Source organism: Olsenella sp. An293, assembly GCF_002159495.1.
GTDB lineage: Bacteria > Actinomycetota > Coriobacteriia > Coriobacteriales > Atopobiaceae > Thermophilibacter.
In genome coordinates this window covers 78,041-95,797 of record NZ_NFIT01000002.1, presented here as the reverse complement: position 1 = coordinate 95,797, position 17,757 = coordinate 78,041, and the positions used below count along the sequence as shown (strand labels likewise).

Annotated in this window: 18 protein-coding genes; 8 read left to right on the top strand and 10 right to left on the bottom strand. The window is 65.6% G+C overall.

Features of this window, described 5'->3' with window-relative positions; all coding sequences use genetic code 11:
- Positions 1-22: 22 nt before the first annotated feature.
- Positions 23-1,093 carry a 23S rRNA (adenine(2503)-C(2))-methyltransferase RlmN gene (rlmN, locus tag B5F85_RS01560; protein ID WP_087313740.1) on the top strand — a complete coding sequence of 357 codons (1,071 nt, stop codon included), beginning with the start codon at positions 23-25 and terminating at the stop codon, positions 1,091-1,093.
- Between the two features lie 71 nt (positions 1,094-1,164).
- Here rlmN and B5F85_RS01555 read toward each other — a convergent pair whose 3' ends face one another.
- The 9 genes from B5F85_RS01555 to rpmH all read right to left on the bottom strand — a co-directional run bounded on the left by B5F85_RS01555 (position 1,165) and on the right by rpmH (position 6,118).
- Entirely contained in the window at positions 1,165-1,407 is a 243-nt protein-coding gene (locus B5F85_RS01555; protein WP_087313738.1) for a hypothetical protein, read from the bottom strand.
- A complete protein-coding gene (locus B5F85_RS01550; protein WP_087313736.1) occupies positions 1,408-2,274 on the bottom strand; it encodes a ParB/RepB/Spo0J family partition protein in 867 nt (288 codons plus the stop codon). It lies immediately after the preceding gene.
- Positions 2,267-3,067 (bottom strand): AAA family ATPase, encoded by an 801-nt coding sequence (locus B5F85_RS01545; protein ID WP_087313734.1) that lies wholly within the window; start codon positions 3,065-3,067, stop codon positions 2,267-2,269. Before B5F85_RS01545 ends, B5F85_RS01550 begins: the two co-directional genes overlap by 8 nt.
- A gap of 122 nt (positions 3,068-3,189) precedes the next feature.
- On the bottom strand, positions 3,190-3,945 hold the full coding sequence (rsmG, locus tag B5F85_RS01540) for a 16S rRNA (guanine(527)-N(7))-methyltransferase RsmG (protein WP_087313732.1): 756 nt from the start codon (positions 3,943-3,945) through the stop codon (positions 3,190-3,192).
- 101 nt (positions 3,946-4,046) lie between these two features.
- Positions 4,047-4,619: a R3H domain-containing nucleic acid-binding protein gene (locus tag B5F85_RS01535; protein ID WP_087313731.1), complete on the bottom strand. Its 573-nt coding sequence runs from the start codon at positions 4,617-4,619 to the stop codon at positions 4,047-4,049.
- A gap of 41 nt (positions 4,620-4,660) precedes the next feature.
- Positions 4,661-5,419, bottom strand: a complete 759-nt coding sequence (locus B5F85_RS01530; protein ID WP_087313729.1) for a YidC/Oxa1 family membrane protein insertase — start codon at positions 5,417-5,419, stop codon at positions 4,661-4,663.
- A gap of 15 nt (positions 5,420-5,434) precedes the next feature.
- Positions 5,435-5,653 carry a membrane protein insertion efficiency factor YidD gene (gene yidD / locus B5F85_RS01525; RefSeq protein WP_087313727.1) on the bottom strand — a complete coding sequence of 73 codons (219 nt, stop codon included), beginning with the start codon at positions 5,651-5,653 and terminating at the stop codon, positions 5,435-5,437.
- Entirely contained in the window at positions 5,654-5,974 is a 321-nt protein-coding gene (gene rnpA, locus B5F85_RS01520; RefSeq protein WP_087313725.1) for a ribonuclease P protein component, read from the bottom strand. It abuts the gene before it with no gap.
- A gap of 9 nt (positions 5,975-5,983) precedes the next feature.
- Entirely contained in the window at positions 5,984-6,118 is a 135-nt protein-coding gene (rpmH, locus tag B5F85_RS01515) for a 50S ribosomal protein L34 (protein WP_072373740.1), read from the bottom strand.
- Between the two features lie 339 nt (positions 6,119-6,457).
- Between rpmH and B5F85_RS01510 the strand changes: the two genes are divergently transcribed.
- From B5F85_RS01510 to gyrA, 7 genes are all read left to right on the top strand, one after another.
- Entirely contained in the window at positions 6,458-7,441 is a 984-nt protein-coding gene (locus B5F85_RS01510; RefSeq protein ID WP_087313723.1) for an ATP-binding protein, read from the top strand.
- A 134-nt stretch (positions 7,442-7,575) separates the two neighbouring features.
- A complete protein-coding gene (locus tag B5F85_RS01505) occupies positions 7,576-9,132 on the top strand; it encodes a DnaA/Hda family protein (protein WP_087313721.1) in 1,557 nt (518 codons plus the stop codon).
- 243 nt (positions 9,133-9,375) lie between these two features.
- A complete protein-coding gene (gene dnaN / locus B5F85_RS01500; protein ID WP_087313719.1) occupies positions 9,376-10,476 on the top strand; it encodes a DNA polymerase III subunit beta in 1,101 nt (366 codons plus the stop codon).
- A 3-nt stretch (positions 10,477-10,479) separates the two neighbouring features.
- Entirely contained in the window at positions 10,480-11,568 is a 1,089-nt protein-coding gene (recF, locus tag B5F85_RS01495) for a DNA replication and repair protein RecF (protein WP_087313717.1), read from the top strand.
- Positions 11,558-12,100, top strand: coding sequence for a hypothetical protein (locus B5F85_RS01490; protein ID WP_087313715.1), 543 nt, complete (start codon positions 11,558-11,560; stop codon positions 12,098-12,100). The genes recF and B5F85_RS01490 overlap by 11 nt, the downstream gene beginning before the upstream one ends.
- 160 nt (positions 12,101-12,260) lie before the next feature.
- On the top strand, positions 12,261-14,303 hold the full coding sequence (gene gyrB / locus B5F85_RS01485; protein ID WP_087313713.1) for a DNA topoisomerase (ATP-hydrolyzing) subunit B: 2,043 nt from the start codon (positions 12,261-12,263) through the stop codon (positions 14,301-14,303).
- Between the two features lie 86 nt (positions 14,304-14,389).
- Positions 14,390-17,101 carry a DNA gyrase subunit A gene (gene gyrA, locus B5F85_RS01480; RefSeq protein WP_087313945.1) on the top strand — a complete coding sequence of 904 codons (2,712 nt, stop codon included), beginning with the start codon at positions 14,390-14,392 and terminating at the stop codon, positions 17,099-17,101.
- 118 nt (positions 17,102-17,219) lie between these two features.
- Here the strand turns inward: gyrA and B5F85_RS01475 are convergent, their stop codons facing one another.
- Positions 17,220-17,747 (bottom strand): bifunctional nuclease family protein, encoded by a 528-nt coding sequence (locus tag B5F85_RS01475; protein ID WP_239386573.1) that lies wholly within the window; start codon positions 17,745-17,747, stop codon positions 17,220-17,222.
- Positions 17,748-17,757 lie beyond the last annotated feature (10 nt).

Sequence of the window (17,757 nt, the reverse complement as noted above, 5' to 3'; positions counted from 1 at the left end):
ACGCCAAACAGAGGGGCCAGAAATGCCGACAGGAAACGACCGAATCAACGCCGAGGGCGCAGGGGAGGGGCTGCGGGACCTTCACACCCTCACGCATGGCGAGCTCACCGAGCTTCTCGCCTCGCTCGGACAGCCCAAGTTTCGCGCCAAGCAGGTCGAGGAGTGGGTCTGGTCCAAGAACGCCCGCTCCTTCGATGACATGACCAACCTCCCGAAGTCTCTTCGAGAGGAGCTCGCCGCCCGGCTCACGCTCGGGGGCGTCGAGGAGGTCGCGCGCCAGGTCTCCGTCGACGGCTGCCGCAAGTATCTTCTGCGCTTCCCCGACGGGGTCAGCGTCGAGTGCGTGGGCATGCCCTCGAGAGGAAAGCTCGCCGTCTGCGTCTCGTCCCAGGCGGGGTGCCCCATGGGCTGCTCGTTTTGCGCGACGGGCGCGGCGGGCCTCACGCGCTCGCTCACCTCGTCCGAGATATACGAGCAGGTCATGCACGTGCGAGACGACTTCAACACCCGCGTGACCAGCGTCGTGTTCATGGGGCAGGGCGAGCCCTTCCTCAACTACGACGCCACGCTCGGCGCCCTGAGGCGCCTCAACGACCCCGAGGGTGCCGGCATCGGCGCGCGTCACCTCACGGTCTCGACCTGCGGCGTCATCCCGCAGATCATGCGCTTTGCCAACGAGCCCGAGCAGTTCACCCTCGCCATCTCCCTGCACTCCGCCGTGCAGCGGACGAGAAACGCCCTCATGCCGGGCGTGCGCAAGTATTCCCTGGTCAACCTCTACAACGTCATGGGTGAGTACGTCAACAAGACCGGGCGGCGCCCCACCTATGAGTACGCGCTCATGGGGGGCGTCAACGACACGGACAGCGAGCTGCAGGCCCTCTGCGACTTCTGCGAGGGCACGCTCGCGCACGTCAACCTCATCCAGCTCAACGAGGTCGAGGGCTCCAAGCTGCGCCCCTCGACCGACCTGCGCGCCCAGGACTTCGTGCGCGCCCTCGCCGCCGTGGGCGTGGAGGCCACGGTGAGAAACTCCCGCGGTGTCGACATCGACGCGGCCTGCGGTCAGCTCAAGCAGCGACTCTCAAAGTAATCGATTATAAATATATTCTAATGATAAGGGGACGGAGCCTCTCTCCGTCCCCTTACCGTTCTCCGCAGAGCCTAGAAGCCAAGACGCTCCCACTGGGCGCCGATCTCTCGCCGGCGCTCGTCCATGTCCTCGGTGACCTCGGTGCCGTAGAGGTCGCTGATCTTCTCGGAGACCTGCCCGTATGTCTCGTGGACGCTGCGCGCCGCGTTCTTGAGGCTCGTTTTTGCCTCGTCACTCAAGCCAAAGCGGTAGAGCAGCGCGCAACCTCCCGCGAGCACGCCGAGGACGGTCGCGTATCGAGCAATCTTGTTCATCTATGACCACGTCCCCGGGCCGGCGAGAAGGTCGACGATGTGCGCCAGCTGCTCCTCGGAGGCAAACTCGATCTCGATCTTGTTCTTGCCCCGGACGTTCTTCACCCTGACGTTGGTGTCCAGGGCAAGGCGCATCTGACGTGCGGCGCGTTTGAACGACTGCGGGGTCGACACGCGTCGCGCGGGCTCCGCGTCCTGACTGACAGAAAACGTCGAGGCAAGGGTTTCTGTCTGTCTGACGGACAGGCGCTCGTCGACCACCTTCCTGGCGAGCTCGCAGCGTCCCTCCTCGCTCGGCACGGCGAGGATGGCACGGGCATGCCCGGCGGTTAGGCGGCCGTCCTCGACGAGCTCCTGCACCTCGTCGGGCAGGTCGAGAAGCCTGAGCGTGTTGGTGATCGTCGAGCGCGACTTCGAGAGGATCTTTGCCAGCCCCTCCTGGGTGAGGTCCTTGTCCTTGATGAGCTGACGATAGCCGCGCGCCTCCTCAAGCGGTGTCAGGTCAGAGCGCTGAAGGTTCTCAATGAGGGCGAGCTTGAAGACGTCCTCGTCTGAGATCTCCCTGATCACCACCGGAATCTCGGTCAAGCCGGCCTGTCGAGCTGCCTGGTAGCGGCGCTCGCCCGCGACGATCTCGTAGGTCGAGCCCTTCTTCCTCACGAGAAGCGGCTGGAGAACGCCGTTCTGGCGTATCGAGTCGGCGAGCTCCTTGAGCTCATCCGCCTTGAAGGTTCTTCTCGGCTGTCCCTTGTTTGGACGGATCTGGTCGATGGGAAGGGTCGAGTCGGGACGCATGCCCGCGGTCTCGGCGTCAGCCTCGCCGACAAGCAGGCCCAGTCCCTTGCCGAGCCCGGACTTCTTAGCCACGGGCAATCACCTCCCGAGCGAGCTTGGAGTAGGCCAGGGCTCCCTTGCTCACGCGCGCATACATGGAGACGGGCAGGCCGTGGCTCGGTGCCTCGGAGAGCTTCACGTTGCGCGGGATGATGCTCTTGAACATCTTCTTACCAAAGAACTCCTGGACCTCGTCGACCACCTGCTTCGAGAGGGTGGTGCGACTGTCGAACATCGTCATCACGACGCCAAAGATCTCGAGCTCCGGGTTCATGCGCCGCTTGACCATCTGCATGGTCTCGAGCAGCTTGGCGACTCCCTCGAGGGCGTAGTACTCGCACTGGATCGGAATGATGAGCGAGTTGGCCGCCACCAGGGCGTTAATGGTGAGAAGACCGAGCGACGGGGGGCAGTCAATGAAGACGTAGTCAAACTCGTCCTTGACCTTCTCGATGACGCCCTTGAGGATCGTCTCGCGCGCCATCTCCGAGACGAGCTCGATCTCGGCGGTCGCGAGCTGGATGGTCGCAGGAACGATGAACACGTTCTTGGCACACGTCTCCATGATGACGTTCTCGACCGGCACGTCGTGAAGGATCACGTCGTAGACGTCCTGCTCGATGCCGTCCTTCTCGATGCCAAAGCCGCTCGTCGTGTTGCCCTGAGGGTCAAAGTCAACGACAAGGACCTTCTTCTTGGTCTCGCCGAGACAGGCCGAGAGGTTGACGACCGTCGTTGACTTGCCGACGCCGCCCTTCTGGTTGATGACTGCGATGACCCTGCTGTCGCGTTGTGGTAGGCCTCGTTTAATGTCTCTGTAGTCCATTGAGCCTCCGTAGCGTCTCCGTCCGTTCCCTCTCTATATTAGTTGGTTTCACGCGAGGCCTCGGCAACGAGCCCCCGTTTCACGTGAAACCATCTTGTCCGCGGCGAGCCCTGTCCCGCGGCCTATCGGGCGGCGGGCGTCTCTTCCCCCAGAGGGTGACGCTTTGCCTCGCCGGCCTTTCTTGGGAGCTTCACGCGTGCCGTCCCGGTCCTCTGGTAGATGAGGATTTCTCGGTGTCCGAGCTTCCTGGGAAGCTCGAACGTTTCACGTGAAACCAACGAGAGCCCACAGAGACAAGCGGCCGCTTCGGCATGGGAGAGCTCCTCCTCGGTGAGACGACCCTTCTCGAGAATCAGACAGCCTCCGGTCTTGAGGAGCGGCGTCGCATATTCGATGAGCACGTTCGACTGGGCGACCGCGCGTGCAAAGACGTAGTCCTGTCTCTCGCCGCAGATGGACACACACTCCTCAATGCGCGCATGCGTGGCATGCAGGGAGCTTGCACCAAGCTTCCTCACGAACTCGGAGACGGCCGCGACCTTCTTGTTCACCGAGTCGACGAGAAGCCCGTGGGCTCCCGTCATGATACCGAGCGGGATGCCCGGGAAGCCTGCTCCCGTGCCCATGTCGACGAACCAGGACGAGCGGACGAGCCTCACGGCGTCACAGGCGAGCGGCAGCAAGGAATCAACGACGTGCAGCGTGACGGCGTCGACGGGATCGGTGATTCTCGTGAGGTTCACGACCTTGTTTTTCTCGATGACCAGAAGCAGGTGCTTGACGAGCGCGGCGGCCTGCTCCGCGGTGCACGCAATGCCAAAGGAGGAGAGCTCCTCCCTAACCTGGGTCTCAAGTGCCGTTGCGTCGAGCGCGTCCATCTCTCAGCCTTCCTGACAAAAAGTAGTGATACGAGAAGTTTTGTCACAGAAAAAGGGAGGGCGCCGGACGCCCTCCCTCGAAGATACCATGTGCGGCGCGCCTACACGGCGGTGATCACCACGTGACGCTCGGGGTCGACGCCCTCGGAGTGCGTGACCACGCCCTCGTCATCGACGAGCGCGAGGTGCACCAGACGGCGCTCGTACGCGTTCATCGGGGCGAGCGAGACCTTGCCGTGACGCTTCTTGGCGCGTGCTGCAGAGGAGCGCGCGAGGTCCTGAATCTTCTTCTTGCGGCGGTTCTTATACCCCTCGATGTCCACGACGACGGGGTAGAAGAACTTGATGCGGCTGCTGAGCAGGGAGGTGAGGACCATCTGCAGCGCGTCGAGCGTGCGGCCGTGACGCCCGATGAGCACGGCGAGGTCGCCACCGTTGACGTCGAGGATGAGCTCTCCGTCCTGGCCGTCATACTCGTCGATGGAGGAGCTCGTCTCGCCAAAGAGCGCGAGGATCTCCTTCAGATAGCCCACCGCGAGGTCGGCGATGAGGTCCATCTCCTCGTCGGTCAGGTCAACGCCGGCCTCGTAGTGCTCGCGGATGGAGGAGAACTCGTCCTGAGGGGCATCCTCGCTCGGGAGTCCCTCCGAGTTCTCAAGAAGCTCTTCCTCCATGCCTACCTCCCAATGGTTTATCTGGAAAATTAGAAATCTGATTAGTTCTTCTTGTGCGGGCGCGCCTTCTTCTCCTTGCGCACCACGTCGACCTCGATGGGACGGTTGGCCGCCTCGGCCTCGGCCTCGGCCTTCGCCTTGTCCATGACGCGCTTGGTGATGACGCGCTGCTGGATGACCTGCCAGATCGAGGAGGTCACGTAGTAGAGCAGGACGGCGGCGGGGACGCCCCAGCCAAACCACAGCATCATGAGGGCCATGACGCCGCCCATGATCATCGTCTGGCTCTTCTGGGCCTCGGACTGGGTGCTCACGTTCATGATCATCGGGATGAAGGTGAGGACGCCAAAGAGGATATCAAAGAGGATGTAGGGCGCTGCGGCCATGATTCCGCTCGTGTCGAGCACGGTCTGAGCGGACTGTGCGATCGAGGGAAGGATGTTGTAGAAGCTTGCGTCGGCCGGAACCTGGCGGGCGACGGTGAACAGGCCAAAGAAGACCGGCATCTGCAGGAAGATGGGAAGGCAGCCACCGAGCGGGTTGAACTTCATGTCTGCGTAGACCTTGCGCAGCTCCTCGGCCTGTCGCTCGGGGTCGTCCGCGTAGCGCTCCTGGATCTCCTGCAGCTTGGGCTGCATGACCTGCATGCGAGCCGTCGACTTGGTCGAGTGCGCCATGAGGGGCGTGAGCAGGAGGCGGATGATAACCGTCAGGATGATGACGGCCAGGCCCCAGTCGCCCACCACGCCCTGAATGCCGGCGAGCACCCAGGTCAGAAAGTTAATGAACCATTCCCACATGCTTCCTCCGCTCCGTCACGGGACGGGATCATATCCACCAGCGTGAAGGGGGTGACACCTGAGTATCCTACGAAGGGCGAGCCAGCAGCCGCGAACGGCTCCGTAGCGCCTGACGGCCTGGGCGGCGTACTCGGAACAGGTGGGGGTGTAGATGCACCGCGCCCCAAACAGAGGCGATATGCGCCTCTGATAGAAGCGAAGGGCCGCGAGCGCCGCTCGGGCGCCTGCGGCCACCTAGACCCCCGCCCTGTCGAGGAGCCTCCCCAGCGCCGCGGCGACCTGCTCGGGCGAGCTGTCGTGCGTCCGCGACGTGGAGAAGAGAATGACGTCGAAGCCGTCTCTCGGAAGGGCACAGGAGCGGGCGGCCTCTCTGAGGACGCGCTTGCACCTGTTCCTGAAGACGGCGTTCCCAAGCCGCTTAGCAGCGACGAAGGCGACCCTGCCCGGGACGCCCTCGTCGTTGTTGGCAACTCGTATTCGCAGGAGCGCGTCGTTGTAACGCCTCCCACGCGAGAAGACCCTCTCAAAATCTCTCTTGGACTTGATGGTCTTCATGAGTCCTTGCTAGACGGTGAGACGCTTGCGACCCTTGGCGCGGCGACGGGCCAGGACGGCGCGGCCGCCCTTGGTGGCCATGCGGGCACGGAACCCGTGGGTGGTGGCGCGCTTGCGCTTGTTGGGCTGATAGGTGCGCTTCATAGCTATTCCTCCCGGTTTCTGGGTATGGGCATCCTCTGAATAAGCCCAGAGATTGTAAGGGTCTTGGCCCTGACCTGTCAATTTTTCCGCAAAAGAATCTTTTTGGGAGGGCCCGGAGAGGACCGATCGGGGCCCCTCGGCCTCACATCCAGATGGATTCATCCTTACATATACGTGAAAGATTGCGTGCTCGTGGTATTCTTTTCAAACGCATTTCACTAGGAATCCGCAGTTTTCTACAGGTTTTTATCGGCTGTTGAAAACTTTCACGAACATCGGATTCTCAGTGAAAAGTTATCTACACGAGTCGAACAAATGTCGAAAGGGAGGTGCGGGACGATGGCACGGGACTTCTACCCCTTTGTGGAGGGCACGGGGGAGGAGGGGCGCGAGGCGCTCGAGGTCACCCATCCCGCCCGCATCGCCGTCTACGACGACACCGCCGCCGCGCCGCGCGTGGTGGTGGTCGAGCCCCGCGACGTCCGCGGCTACCTCGAGGAGATCACCTCCGAGGTGAGCCGCCTCTCGAGGGAGCAGGGCGGCTCCATCCCGTTCATGGTCATCAGGGAGATCGTCGAGAACTTCGTCCACGCCTACTTCGAGGCCCCCACGATCACGATCTTGGACGGCGGCAACACCATCCGCTTCTCCGACCAGGGGCCCGGCATCAAGGAGAAGGCGCGCGCCCTCGAGTACGGGACCACCTCCGCCACCGAGGAGATGCGCCACTACATTCGAGGGGTTGGGTCGGGACTGCCCTACGCCCAGCAGTACATGCAGGACAAGGGCGGCAGCCTCGAGATCGAGGACAACATCTCCGGCGGCACCGTCGTGACCATATCCACGCACCCCGCCGCCGACGCCCGCGCCGTCACCGGGGCCGAGGACCAGGGCACCGAGGGCACGCAGGCGGTCCCCGCGCAGACGGGCGTGCCCTGGCAGCAGTCCCCATGGGGCTGGCAGCCGGGCGCCCCGGGCACCGGCTGGGCGCAGCCAGCATACCCACCGCAGCCGTCGTATGCCCCCCAGCCCGCCTACCAGCCGCAGCCCCTCTACTCCCAGCCCGCCTACCAGCAGCCGCCCGCGTCGGCCTGGCAGGAAGCGCCCGGCGAGCGCGCCGTCCGTCTCGACGAGCGGTCGCGGCAGGTGCTCCGGCTGCTCGCCGAGCGGGGGTCCGCGGGTCCCACGGACCTCGTGCAGGCCTTTGGCTCGTCGGCGGCCACCTGGTCGCGTGCCCTCTCGGCGCTCGCGGCGCAGGGGGCCGTGCTCAAGCGGGGCCAGAAGTACCAGCTCACCGAGTTCGGCCGCACGCTCGCCGTGTGAGGCGGCGCGCCCCTTCGCGCCGACCGGACCGCCCACGGCGAAAAACGGCGAGCCGGCCGAGTCAGGACCCAGACTTATCAACAATCGCTATACTGATTGGGCTCATTTTTCAACATTCGAGAAATGCAGGTCCCATGGAACTCTCCCTTGAATCCGACGCCGAGGCCCTCTGGCAGGATGCGCTCGACCTTCTCGCCGCCCAGCAGCGGCTCCCCGAGTCCGTGCTCGCGATGCTGCGCAACTGCACGCCCGTGAGCATGGAGGGCGGCACCCTGCGCCTCACGACGCCGATGCGCCTCGTGCTCAAGACCGTCTCCAAGAACGCCGCGACGGTCGAGGAGTGCCTCACCCAGGCCGCGTTCGAGCCCATGAGGCTCGACATCTCCTTCGCGCCCGCGCAGTCCGCGCCGGCCGCGCCCGCCGCGAGCTCGAGCATGTCCCGCGAGGAGGCGGCCGCGTGGCTCGCGGAGACGGAGCCGGCGGCGGCCCCCCGCACGCCCAGGAGCATCGCCGAGGACACCTGGGACGAGAGGCGCTCGGAGGAGGCCCGAGCCGAGGAGGCCCGCCGGCGCAGGGAGAGAAACCCGCTGGTCGAGGACATCTCCGAGGCCACGTCCAAGCTCACCTTCGAGCGCTTCGTCCGCGGTGACGAGAACGACATCGCCTACCAGGCGGCCCTGCAGGTCGCCAACGGCATGAACAGCACCTACAACCCGCTCTTCATCTACGGCAAGAGCGGCCTGGGCAAGACGCACCTCCTGCGCGCGATCCAGAACTACGTGGCACGCAACGACCCGTCGAGGCTGTGCGTCTACCGCGACGCCTCGAGCTTCATCACCGACTACACCGAGGCGATGCGCCACAGCGAACGCTCGGCGGCCTCGGTCCTGCGCCAGAACTACGCCGACATCGACGTCCTCATCATCGACGACATCCAGAAGATGGCCGGCAAGGCGGGCACCGTCGGCTTCTTCTTTGACACCTTCAACGAGCTCATCGGCAACGGCAAGCAGATCGTCCTGGCCGCCGACCGCACGCCCGCGCAGCTGGGCATGGGAAAGGACGGCTTCGACGAGCGCGTGACGAGCCGCCTGGGCTCGGGGTTCACGACCCCCATCCAGGTCCCGAGCTACGAGCTCAAGCTGCGCCTCATCGAGACCTTCTGCGAGCGCATGCGCGAGGACGCCGAGCGCGAGAACGTGCCCGCCCTCTCGGGGACGGTCCCGGAGGGGGCCATGAGCTACATGGCCGAGCTCGCGGGCACCAACATCCGCGTCATCGAGGGCTTCTGCCAGCGATGTCTGTTCGCCGCGACGGCGGCGGAGGGCCGCGGAGGCGAGATCGCGCGCGAGGAGATCGAGGCCATCGCCAAGGAGTGCTGGCCCTCGTCCATGCGGACGGTCTCGATCGAGGACGTCCAGCGGGCGGTCGAGAAGTACTATGACATCGACCACACGAGTCTCGTGGGCAACAAGCGTCACAAGGGCCTCATGGAGGCGCGCCACGTCGCCATCTGGCTCTCGCGCGAGCTCTGCGACCGGACCCTCGCCGACATCGGCGCGCACTTCGGGGGCAGGAGCCACGCCACGATCATGCACAGCATCGGCGTGGTCGACGAGGCCAAGCGCAGCGACAAGGCCTTCTACGACCGACTCATGACGATTCGCGAGTCGATCACGGGGAACCTCTAGCCATGTCTAAGACCCTGTCGACAACGTGTCGAGGCGCGCGGAAAAGGGCGCGGGCGGTGTCGAAGAAGTTTTCGACACGCGCCGGCCTGTCGAGGCGAGAAGAAGGCGCGCGGTCTTTTTGGGTGTTCTTCTCGCGTCCATGAGCTGCGAGTTCTTGAGGTTTTGAGCTTTTCGACAGTCCCTATTACTACTACTGTTCTTAAGTATGTATTTAGATAGAAGAGAGAAGAGAAAGGGTCTAGCATGAAGTTCACCGTTAGCCAGTCCTCACTCATGAAGGCCCTCGCCGTGGTCTCCAAGGGCATGGGAGCAAACTCGACGCTGCCCATCCTCGCCGGCATCTATGTCCGCGCGGCCGAGGGCACCCTCGAGTTCCAGACGAACAACCTCACCATCTCGATCCGCCACCTCATCCCCGCCAACGTGGAGGAGCCGGGCGAGGCTGTGGTCTCGGGCAAGGTCCTCACGAGCATCGTGAAGACCCTCTCCGACGCGGCGGTCACCTTCGAGGGGTCGGACCGCACGCTCGTCATCTCCTGCGAGAAGTCGACCTTCCGCCTGAACACCCTGAACCCGGCCGACTGGGCGGGCTTCCCCGAGGTCCAGGCGGACCGCACGATCGAGCTGCCGAGCGAGCTGCTCTCCCGCATGGTGGACAAGGTCTATCGCGTCACCTCCAAGGAGAACTCCCGCCCGATCCTGCAGGGCATCCTGCTCACCGTCGAGGACAACACGATCAGGCTCGTGGCTACCGACTCCTTCCGCCTCGCGGTGTGCGACTCCTCCGTCGAGGCCGCGGCGGGCGAGGCGTTCCGAGCCATCGTCCCGGGCGCGGTCTTCCACGACGTCCTGGCGATGCCCTCCATGACCGACGTCGTCTCCATCGGCACCACCGAGAGCCAGATCGTGTTCACCTTTGGCAACACGACCTTCGTGTCCCGCCGCATCGAGGGCAACTTCCCCGACTACAAGCAGCTCCTCCCGCCGACCTGCTCGACGGCCGTGGGCATCGACGTCGCCGCCTTCTCCGCGGCGCTCAAGCGCGTCTCGGTCATCGCGCTGCAGAACGCCTCGGTTCGCTTTGACGTGGACGCCGACGGGGGCCTCATGAGGCTCTCCGCGCGCTCCCCCGAGCAGGGTGAGTCCGCCGAGACCGTCCCGTGCGACGTCGAGGGCCAGAGCCTCTCGATCGCCCTCAACTACCACTATGTCTTCGACTGTGTGAACGCCGTCTCGGAGAGCTCCGAGGCGCGCCTCGAGCTCCAGAGCGCGGTCCAGCCGGCGATCTTCAAGTGCAACGGCAAGGTCAACTACCTCTACCTGCTCATGCCGGTGCGCCTCTAGGGGATGGGACTTCTCGTCACAGAGCTCTCGCTCGCGGACTTTCGCAGCTTCGAGCGACTTGAGGTGGCCCTCTCGCCCGAGGTGACGGTCTTCGTGGGGCCCAACGCCGCCGGTAAGACCAACACCGTCGAGGCGCTCCAGCTGCTCACCTCGGGACAGTCGTTCAGGCGGCCCGCGCCCGCGCAGCTCGTGCGCGAGGGCGCCGCCTCCGCCCGCGCCGCCGCGCGGCTCGAGGGGGACGGGCGGGTGCTCGACGCCCGGCTTGACGTGGTCTCCGGGAGGCGCCAGTTCTTCCGCAACGGCAAGCGCTGCCAGGCGGCCGACATGCCCGAGGCCCTGATGTCGGTGCTCTTCACGCCCGACGACCTGGCCCTGGTCAAGAGTGGCGCCTCGACGCGTCGCGGCGAGCTCGACGACTTTGGTCGTCAGGCAAACCGTGGCTACGCCAACGTGCTTCTCGCCTACCAGCGCTCCGTCGAGCAGAGAAACCGCCTGCTCAAGGAGGAGGTGCTTGACGAGGGGCTGCTGGCGGCGTGGGACGCGTCGGTCGCGCTGGGCGGGGCGACGCTGCTCCACGCGCGCCTGCGCCTGTTCTCGCGGCTCGCCCGGCGCGTCTCCGAGGTCTACGCGCGCGTGGCGGGCGGCGAGCGCCTCGAGTGCTCCTACTCGTGCACCCTCGGCGAGGGCGTCGAGGACCTCACCCGCGACGAGCTGCGCGACGTCTTCCTGGACGCCCTCGAGAGAGGACGGGCGGAGGACCTCGCGCGGCGCCAGACCTGCGTGGGCCCGCATCGCGACGACGTGGTCTTTGAGATCGAGGGCCGCGAGGCCCGCCACTTTGGGTCGCAGGGACAGCAGCGCACGGTGGCGCTCGCGCTCAAGATGGCCGAGGTCGACCTCGCCGGCGAGATCTTGGGCTCGCGGCCGCTCCTGCTGCTCGACGACGTGATGAGCGAGCTCGACGCCTCCCGGCGCGACGCCGTCATGGGATATGTCCGCGAGGGCATCCAGACCGTGGTCACGACCACCAACCTCGGGTATTTCTCGCCCGATCTGCTCGAGCGGGCGGAGGTGGTCCGCTTTGGCGAGTGAGGCCACCCCGCGCGCCGCGAGAAGCGAGCTCGAGCGGCACCTGCTCGCCCGCGAGCAGGCCCCCTCCGCCGTCTCGGACGTCTTCTCGTCGGTGCTCGACGGCATGGACGGCGCCCGGGCGGCACGTTCCACGTGGAGCGTCGGCCGGGCGTGGTACGCCGTGAACGGAGACATCGAGCGGGCGCACACCACCGGGGTCTTCGTGCGCGAGCCCAAGGGCCGCGAGCAGTTCCCGGCGCTGATCGTCTACGTGGACTCGCGCGCCCGCGCGACCGACTTCAACGCCAACCGCGAGGTCTACCAGGCCCGCCTCGAGCGCGTGGGCCTGCGCTTCTCGGAGCTCGTGTTCCGTGAGTCCAAGCGCACCGCTGCGCGCCCCGAGCCCGCCCGCGGCCGGGGGTCCTTCTCGCCCGCGGAAAGAGAGCCGCTCCCCGACGACGAGGCGGCCGAGATAGAGAGGCTCTGCTCACAGGTCCCGGAGGGACTCAGGGACAGCGTCTCTCGGGCCATGAGAGCATCGTGGGAACGATAGACGCCACAAGTAGCTGAATTCGTGAAGCCCGCCTTAGAGGGCCTCTCAGCGTCTCACAAAAGCTATCATCGTGAAGACTGGGCCGATTTAGCTCTCGGCCCATGTGAGAAAGCCATGTTGGGAGACAGCGACGCCGCTGTCCCCGAGGGAGGAAGAGCGCGTGGCAAAGAAGAAGGAAAACGAGTACGGCGCCGGAGAGATCAAGATCCTCGAGGGCCTCGAGGCCGTGCGCAAGCGCCCGGGCATGTACATCGGCACGACGAGCGCCTCGGGCCTGCACCACCTGGTGTGGGAGATCGTGGACAACTCCGTCGACGAGGCCATGGCGGGCTTTTGCACCAAGATCAAGGTGACGGTGCACCCGGACAACTCGATCACCGTCGAGGACAACGGCCGTGGCATCCCCGTCGAGCGCCACCCGGTCAAGAAGATCCCGACCCTCGAGGTCGTCCTCACCATCCTGCACGCCGGCGGCAAGTTCGACAACAACGCCTACAAGGTCTCCGGCGGCCTGCACGGCGTGGGCGTCTCCGTCGTCAACGCCCTCTCCAAGAAGCTCGTGGCGCAGGTCAAGCGCGACGGCAAGATCTACGAGATGGCCTTCGAGCGCGGCAAGACCGTGCAGAAGATGAAGGAGGTCGGCACCTCCAAGGCCACGGGCACCACGATCACCTTCTGGCCCGACGAGGAGATCTTCGAGACCACGGTCTACGACTTCGACACCCTCTACAACCACCTCCAGGAGACCGCCTTCCTCAACAAGAACCTCAAGATCGTCCTGGTTGACGAGCGCGAGCTGATGCCGCGCACCGAGGAGTTCTGCTACGCCGGCGGCATCATCGACTTCGTCAAGTTCCTGAACGAGGAGAAGGACATCCTTCCCGGCCTCTCCCGCCCGATCTACATCGAGGGCCGCTCCGCCGCGGACGCGCCCGAGAGCCAGATGGGCGAGGTCGAGGTGGCCATGCAGTGGAACACCGGCTACTCGGAGCGCACGCTCTCCTTCGCCAACGACATCTATACCGAAGAGGGCGGCATGCACCTCGAGGGCTTCCGCACGGCCCTCACCAACGCGATCAACAACTACGGTCGCAGCCACAACATCATCAAGGAGAAGGACCCCAAGCTCGAGGGCGGCGACATCCGCGAGGGCCTCACGGCGGTCATCTCCGTGAAGCTTCCCGACCCACAGTTCGAGGGCCAGACCAAGGCCAAGCTCGGCAGCTCCTACATGCGCACGCTCACCAACCGCGTGGTGGCGCAGGGCATGGCCGAGTACCTCGAGGAACATCCCAACCAGGCCAAGGAGATCCTGAAGAAGGCCTCCCAGGCCGCCAAGGGGCGCCTCGCCGCCCAGAAGGCACGCCAGGCAACGCGGCGCAAGAGCCTGCTCGAGAGCGCGGCGCTGCCCGGCAAGCTCGCGGACTGCTCGGTGCGCGACGCCGAGATGACCGAGCTCTTCATCGTGGAGGGCGACTCGGCAGGCGGCTCGGCCAAGGACGGCCGCAGGCGCGACATCCAGGCCATCCTGCCCCTGCGCGGCAAGATCTTGAACGTCGAGCGCGTGGGCGACCACCGCGCCTTCTCGAGCGACACCATCCAGGCGCTGATCACCGCCATCGGCACCGGCGTCACCACCGGCGCGGGCGACGGCGGCGACTTCGACCTCTCCAAGGCCCGCTACCACAAGATCATCATCATGACCGACGCCGACGTCGACGGCGCGCACATCCGCATCCTGCTGATGACGTTCTTCTACAAGTACATGCGCCCGCTCATCGACGCCGGCTACGTCTACATCGCCACGCCGCCGATCTTTGGCGTCAAGGTGCGCAACAAGATCCACTACGTCTACCCCGACGGCAAGACGCCCGAGGACGAGCTGCTGCGCCAGACCATCCGCGGTCTTGGCCTCGACCCCGACGAGGAGGACGAGACCGACAAGTCCCAGGCCGCCATCAAGGGCTCCGGCCGCAAGCGCAAGGGCTACTCCGTCCAGCGCTACAAGGGCCTCGGCGAGATGGACCCCAAGCAGCTGGCGAGCACCACGATGGACCCCAAGACGCGCATCCTGCAGCGCGTCTCGATCGAGGACGCCGCCATGGCGGACCGCGCGGTGCGCGAGCTCATGGGCAACCAGGTCGAGTACCGCCGCGACTACATCGAGAAGCACGCGCACGACGCCCGCTTCCTCGACGCTTAAATCTGGCCTTCCCTGGTACCGAGTGAGATACCAGCTGCCGTAAGAAGGAGAACTACGTGGCAGACGAGAACAACAACACCGAGGGCATGCCCGACGACCTCAGGCGCCTGCTCGAGCGCGCCGAGGAGGGCGACGTCTACGTCGAGGACGACTCCGAGGACGAGGAGGACGTCGACGACGAGGAGCTCGAGGAGAGCTTCGGCGATAACAACCGCGGCGCCGACGCCGGCGAGACCGACATCAACGGCGGCGCCCTGCAGATCAGCGAGTTTGGCGCCGAGATGAAGCAGAGCTTCATCGAGTACTCGATGTCGGTCATCACGGCGCGCGCCCTGCCGGACGTCCGTGACGGCCTGAAGCCCGTCCACCGCCGCATCCTCTACGCGATGAACGAGTCCGGCATCTTCCCCAACCGCCCGCACAAGAAGTCGGCCTGGACGGTCGGCGAGGTCATCGGCAAGTACCACCCGCACGGTGACGCCGCCGTCTACGACACCATGGTTCGTCTCGCCCAGTGGTTCTCGATGCGCACCCCGCTGATCGACGGCCACGGCAACTTTGGCAACATCGACGGCGACGGCGCCGCGGCCATGCGTTACACCGAGAGCCGCCTGGCCAAGCCCGCGATGGAGCTGCTGCGCGACCTGCAGAAGGACACCGTCGACTGGCAGCCCAACTACGACGAGTCCCTCGCCGAGCCGCAGGTCCTGCCCGCGCGCTTCCCCAACCTGCTGGTCAACGGCTCCTCCGGCATCGCGGTGGGCATGGCGACCAACATCCCGCCGCACAACCTCGCCGAGACCGTCGAGGCCACCTGCGCCTTCATCGACAACCCCGACATCACGGTCGACGAGCTTATGCAGGTCATGCCCGGCCCCGACTTCCCCACGGGCGCGCTCATCATGGGCACCGACGGCATCCGCCAGGCCTACGAGACCGGCCGCGGCTCGATCACCATCCGCGCCAAGGCGCACGTCGAGTCCACCAAGACCGGCCGCAGCCGCCTCGTCTTCACCGAGATTCCCTATCAGGTGAACAAGGGCACGCTGCAGGAGAAGATCGCCCAGCTCGTCAACGAGAAGCGCATCGAGGGCATCTCCGACATGCGCGACGAGTCCACGAGCAAGGGCATCCGCCTGGTCATCGAGCTCAAGAAGGGCGTGGTGCCCGAGGTCGTCCTCAACAACCTCTACAAGTTCACCTCGCTGCAGACCACCTTTGGCGTGAACAACCTCGCGCTCGTCGACGGCGTGCCCAAGTGCCTGTCGCTGCGCGAGATCCTGCGCCACTACGTTGACCACCAGGTTGACGTCGTCACTCGACGCACGCGCTACGACCTCAAGAAGGCCCAGGCCCGCGCGCACATCCTCGAGGGCTACCTGCTGGCGCTCGACAACATCGACGAGGTCATCCACATCATCCGCTCCTCGCAGACCGACACCGAGGCCTCCCAGCGCCTCATCGAGCGCTTTGGCTTCTCGCCCGAGCAGACCCAGGCGATCCTCGAGATGCGCCTGCGCCGCCTCACCGGCCTCGAGCGCGACAAGATCGAGGAGGAGCTCGCGGGCCTGCGTCGCGCGATCGCCTACTACGAGGACCTTCTCGCCCACGAGGAGAAGATCCTCGGCGTGATCAAGGAGGAGATGCGCGAGATCGCGGGCAAGTTCGGCGACAAGCGCCGCACCGAGATCAGCCACGCCGCGCGCGACCTCGACGTCGAAGACCTCATCGCCGACGAGGACATGGTCGTGACCTTCACCCACACCGGCTACATCAAGCGCATCCCGGTGGCCACCTACCGCTCCCAGAAGCGCGGCGGCAAGGGCGTCCAGGGCCTGTCGCTCAAGGACAACGACTTCGTCGAGGACCTCTTCGTAGCGAGTACCCACGACTACGTGATGTTCTTCACCAACCTCGGTAAGGTGTACCGCCTCAAGGTCCACGAGCTGCCCATCGGCAGCCGCCAGGCCCGCGGCTCGGCGATCGTGAACGTGCTCGCGCTCGCCGAGGGCGAGCACCCCACGGCGGTCATCACCTGCCGCGAGTTCCACGAGGACGAGTTCCTCATGTTCGCGACCTCCTCGGGCATGGTCAAGAAGACGGCCATGAGCGAGTACGATCGCACTCGACGCGACGGCATCATCGCCATCAACCTGCGCGACGGCGACGAGCTGGTCAACGTTCGTCGCGTCCGCCCCGGCGACAAGGTCATCCTCGTCTCCACCGACGGCAAGGCGATCCTGTTTGACGAGTCCGAGGTCCGCGCCATGGGCCGCAACACCTCCGGCGTTCGCGGCATCACCCTCAAGGGCTCGGCGCGCATGCTCGGCATGGAGATCACCAACGGCAACGGCGACCTGTTCGTCGTCACCGAGAACGGCTACGGCAAGCGCACGCCCGTCTCCGAGTACCCGGAGCACAAGCGCGGCGGCCAGGGCGTCTACACGATCGCGATGACCGCCAAGAAGGGTAACCTCGTGGCCTGTCGCGTCGTGGGTCCGCAGCACGAGCTCATGCTCGTCTCCGAGGAGGGCGTGGTCATCCGCGTCAAGTCTGGCGACGTGAGTAGGCTCGGCCGCTCCACGCAGGGTGTGAAGGTCATGAACATGGTCGAGGGTGATCACGTGAGTGCCGTCGCTCGCATGGTGGCGCGCAAGAAGAAGGCGCCGCGCCATGACGAGGCGCAGGGCATGCTCGACCTCGCGTCTGCCGGCGCCAAGGACGCCGACGAGCCCGAGTCCGTGGACATCGGCGGCGACGAGGAGCTCTCCGACGACCTCATCGACGAAGAGGAGTAGCGCGCCGGCGCCCGCCGCGCAAACGCAGACGGCCTGCGGGGACTTCCCGCAGGCCGTCTTCTTTTTACGCATTCGTTTGTCTGAGGCATCTGAGGCGTCCGAGGCGTCCGAGGCGCGGCTACTCGGGGTCCTTGTCCCCCGGGATGACGTTGAAGTCCTCGGGCGAGAGGCTCTCGACGAAGTTGTGGAACTCCTCGAGCTCGTGGGCCTCCTCGTCCTTCTCCACGCCCCTGAAGTCGGGCAGCGCGGCGGTCTCGAGGACGTCGTCGGCGGCGTAGATGGGCAGTCCCTCGCGCACGGCGAGGGCCAGGGCGTCGGAGGGGCGCGCGTCGACGAAGACCTGCTCGCCACCCTCGCGTACGAGCTCGAGCTGGGCAAAGAAGGTGGTGCCCTGCACGGCCATGATCCGCACGCTCGCGCAGCGTCCGCCGAGCGCCGAGATGGTCGACGCGAGGAGGTCGTGCGTCATGGGGCGCGATCCCTGGCGCGGGTTCACGCCCATCGAGATGGCCGTGGCCTCCACCGAGCCGATGCGGATGGGGAGCTGCAGCGCTGCGGGCCCATCGTGCGTCTTCAGCACGATGAGCGAGGCGACCGGGCCCCCGCCCACGACGATGCTCTCTATGTCCATCTCTCTCAGCGGCACGTTCCCTCCT

Coding starts and splice junctions, on each gene's coding strand:
- rpmH (WP_072373740.1), bottom strand. CDS start 6,118: ATGAAGCGCACCTATCAGCCCAACAAGCGCAAGCGCGCCACCACCCAC.
- B5F85_RS01510 (WP_087313723.1), top strand. CDS start 6,458: ATGGCACGGGACTTCTACCCCTTTGTGGAGGGCACGGGGGAGGAGGGG.
- B5F85_RS01535 (WP_087313731.1), bottom strand. CDS start 4,619: ATGGAGGAAGAGCTTCTTGAGAACTCGGAGGGACTCCCGAGCGAGGAT.
- B5F85_RS01555 (WP_087313738.1), bottom strand. CDS start 1,407: ATGAACAAGATTGCTCGATACGCGACCGTCCTCGGCGTGCTCGCGGGA.
- rlmN (WP_087313740.1), top strand. CDS start 23: ATGCCGACAGGAAACGACCGAATCAACGCCGAGGGCGCAGGGGAGGGG.
- B5F85_RS01530 (WP_087313729.1), bottom strand. CDS start 5,419: ATGTGGGAATGGTTCATTAACTTTCTGACCTGGGTGCTCGCCGGCATT.
- gyrA (WP_087313945.1), top strand. CDS start 14,390: ATGCCCGACGACCTCAGGCGCCTGCTCGAGCGCGCCGAGGAGGGCGAC.
- dnaN (WP_087313719.1), top strand. CDS start 9,376: ATGAAGTTCACCGTTAGCCAGTCCTCACTCATGAAGGCCCTCGCCGTG.
- rnpA (WP_087313725.1), bottom strand. CDS start 5,974: ATGAAGACCATCAAGTCCAAGAGAGATTTTGAGAGGGTCTTCTCGCGT.
- rsmG (WP_087313732.1), bottom strand. CDS start 3,945: ATGGACGCGCTCGACGCAACGGCACTTGAGACCCAGGTTAGGGAGGAG.
- B5F85_RS01545 (WP_087313734.1), bottom strand. CDS start 3,067: ATGGACTACAGAGACATTAAACGAGGCCTACCACAACGCGACAGCAGG.
- recF (WP_087313717.1), top strand. CDS start 10,480: ATGGGACTTCTCGTCACAGAGCTCTCGCTCGCGGACTTTCGCAGCTTC.
- B5F85_RS01505 (WP_087313721.1), top strand. CDS start 7,576: ATGGAACTCTCCCTTGAATCCGACGCCGAGGCCCTCTGGCAGGATGCG.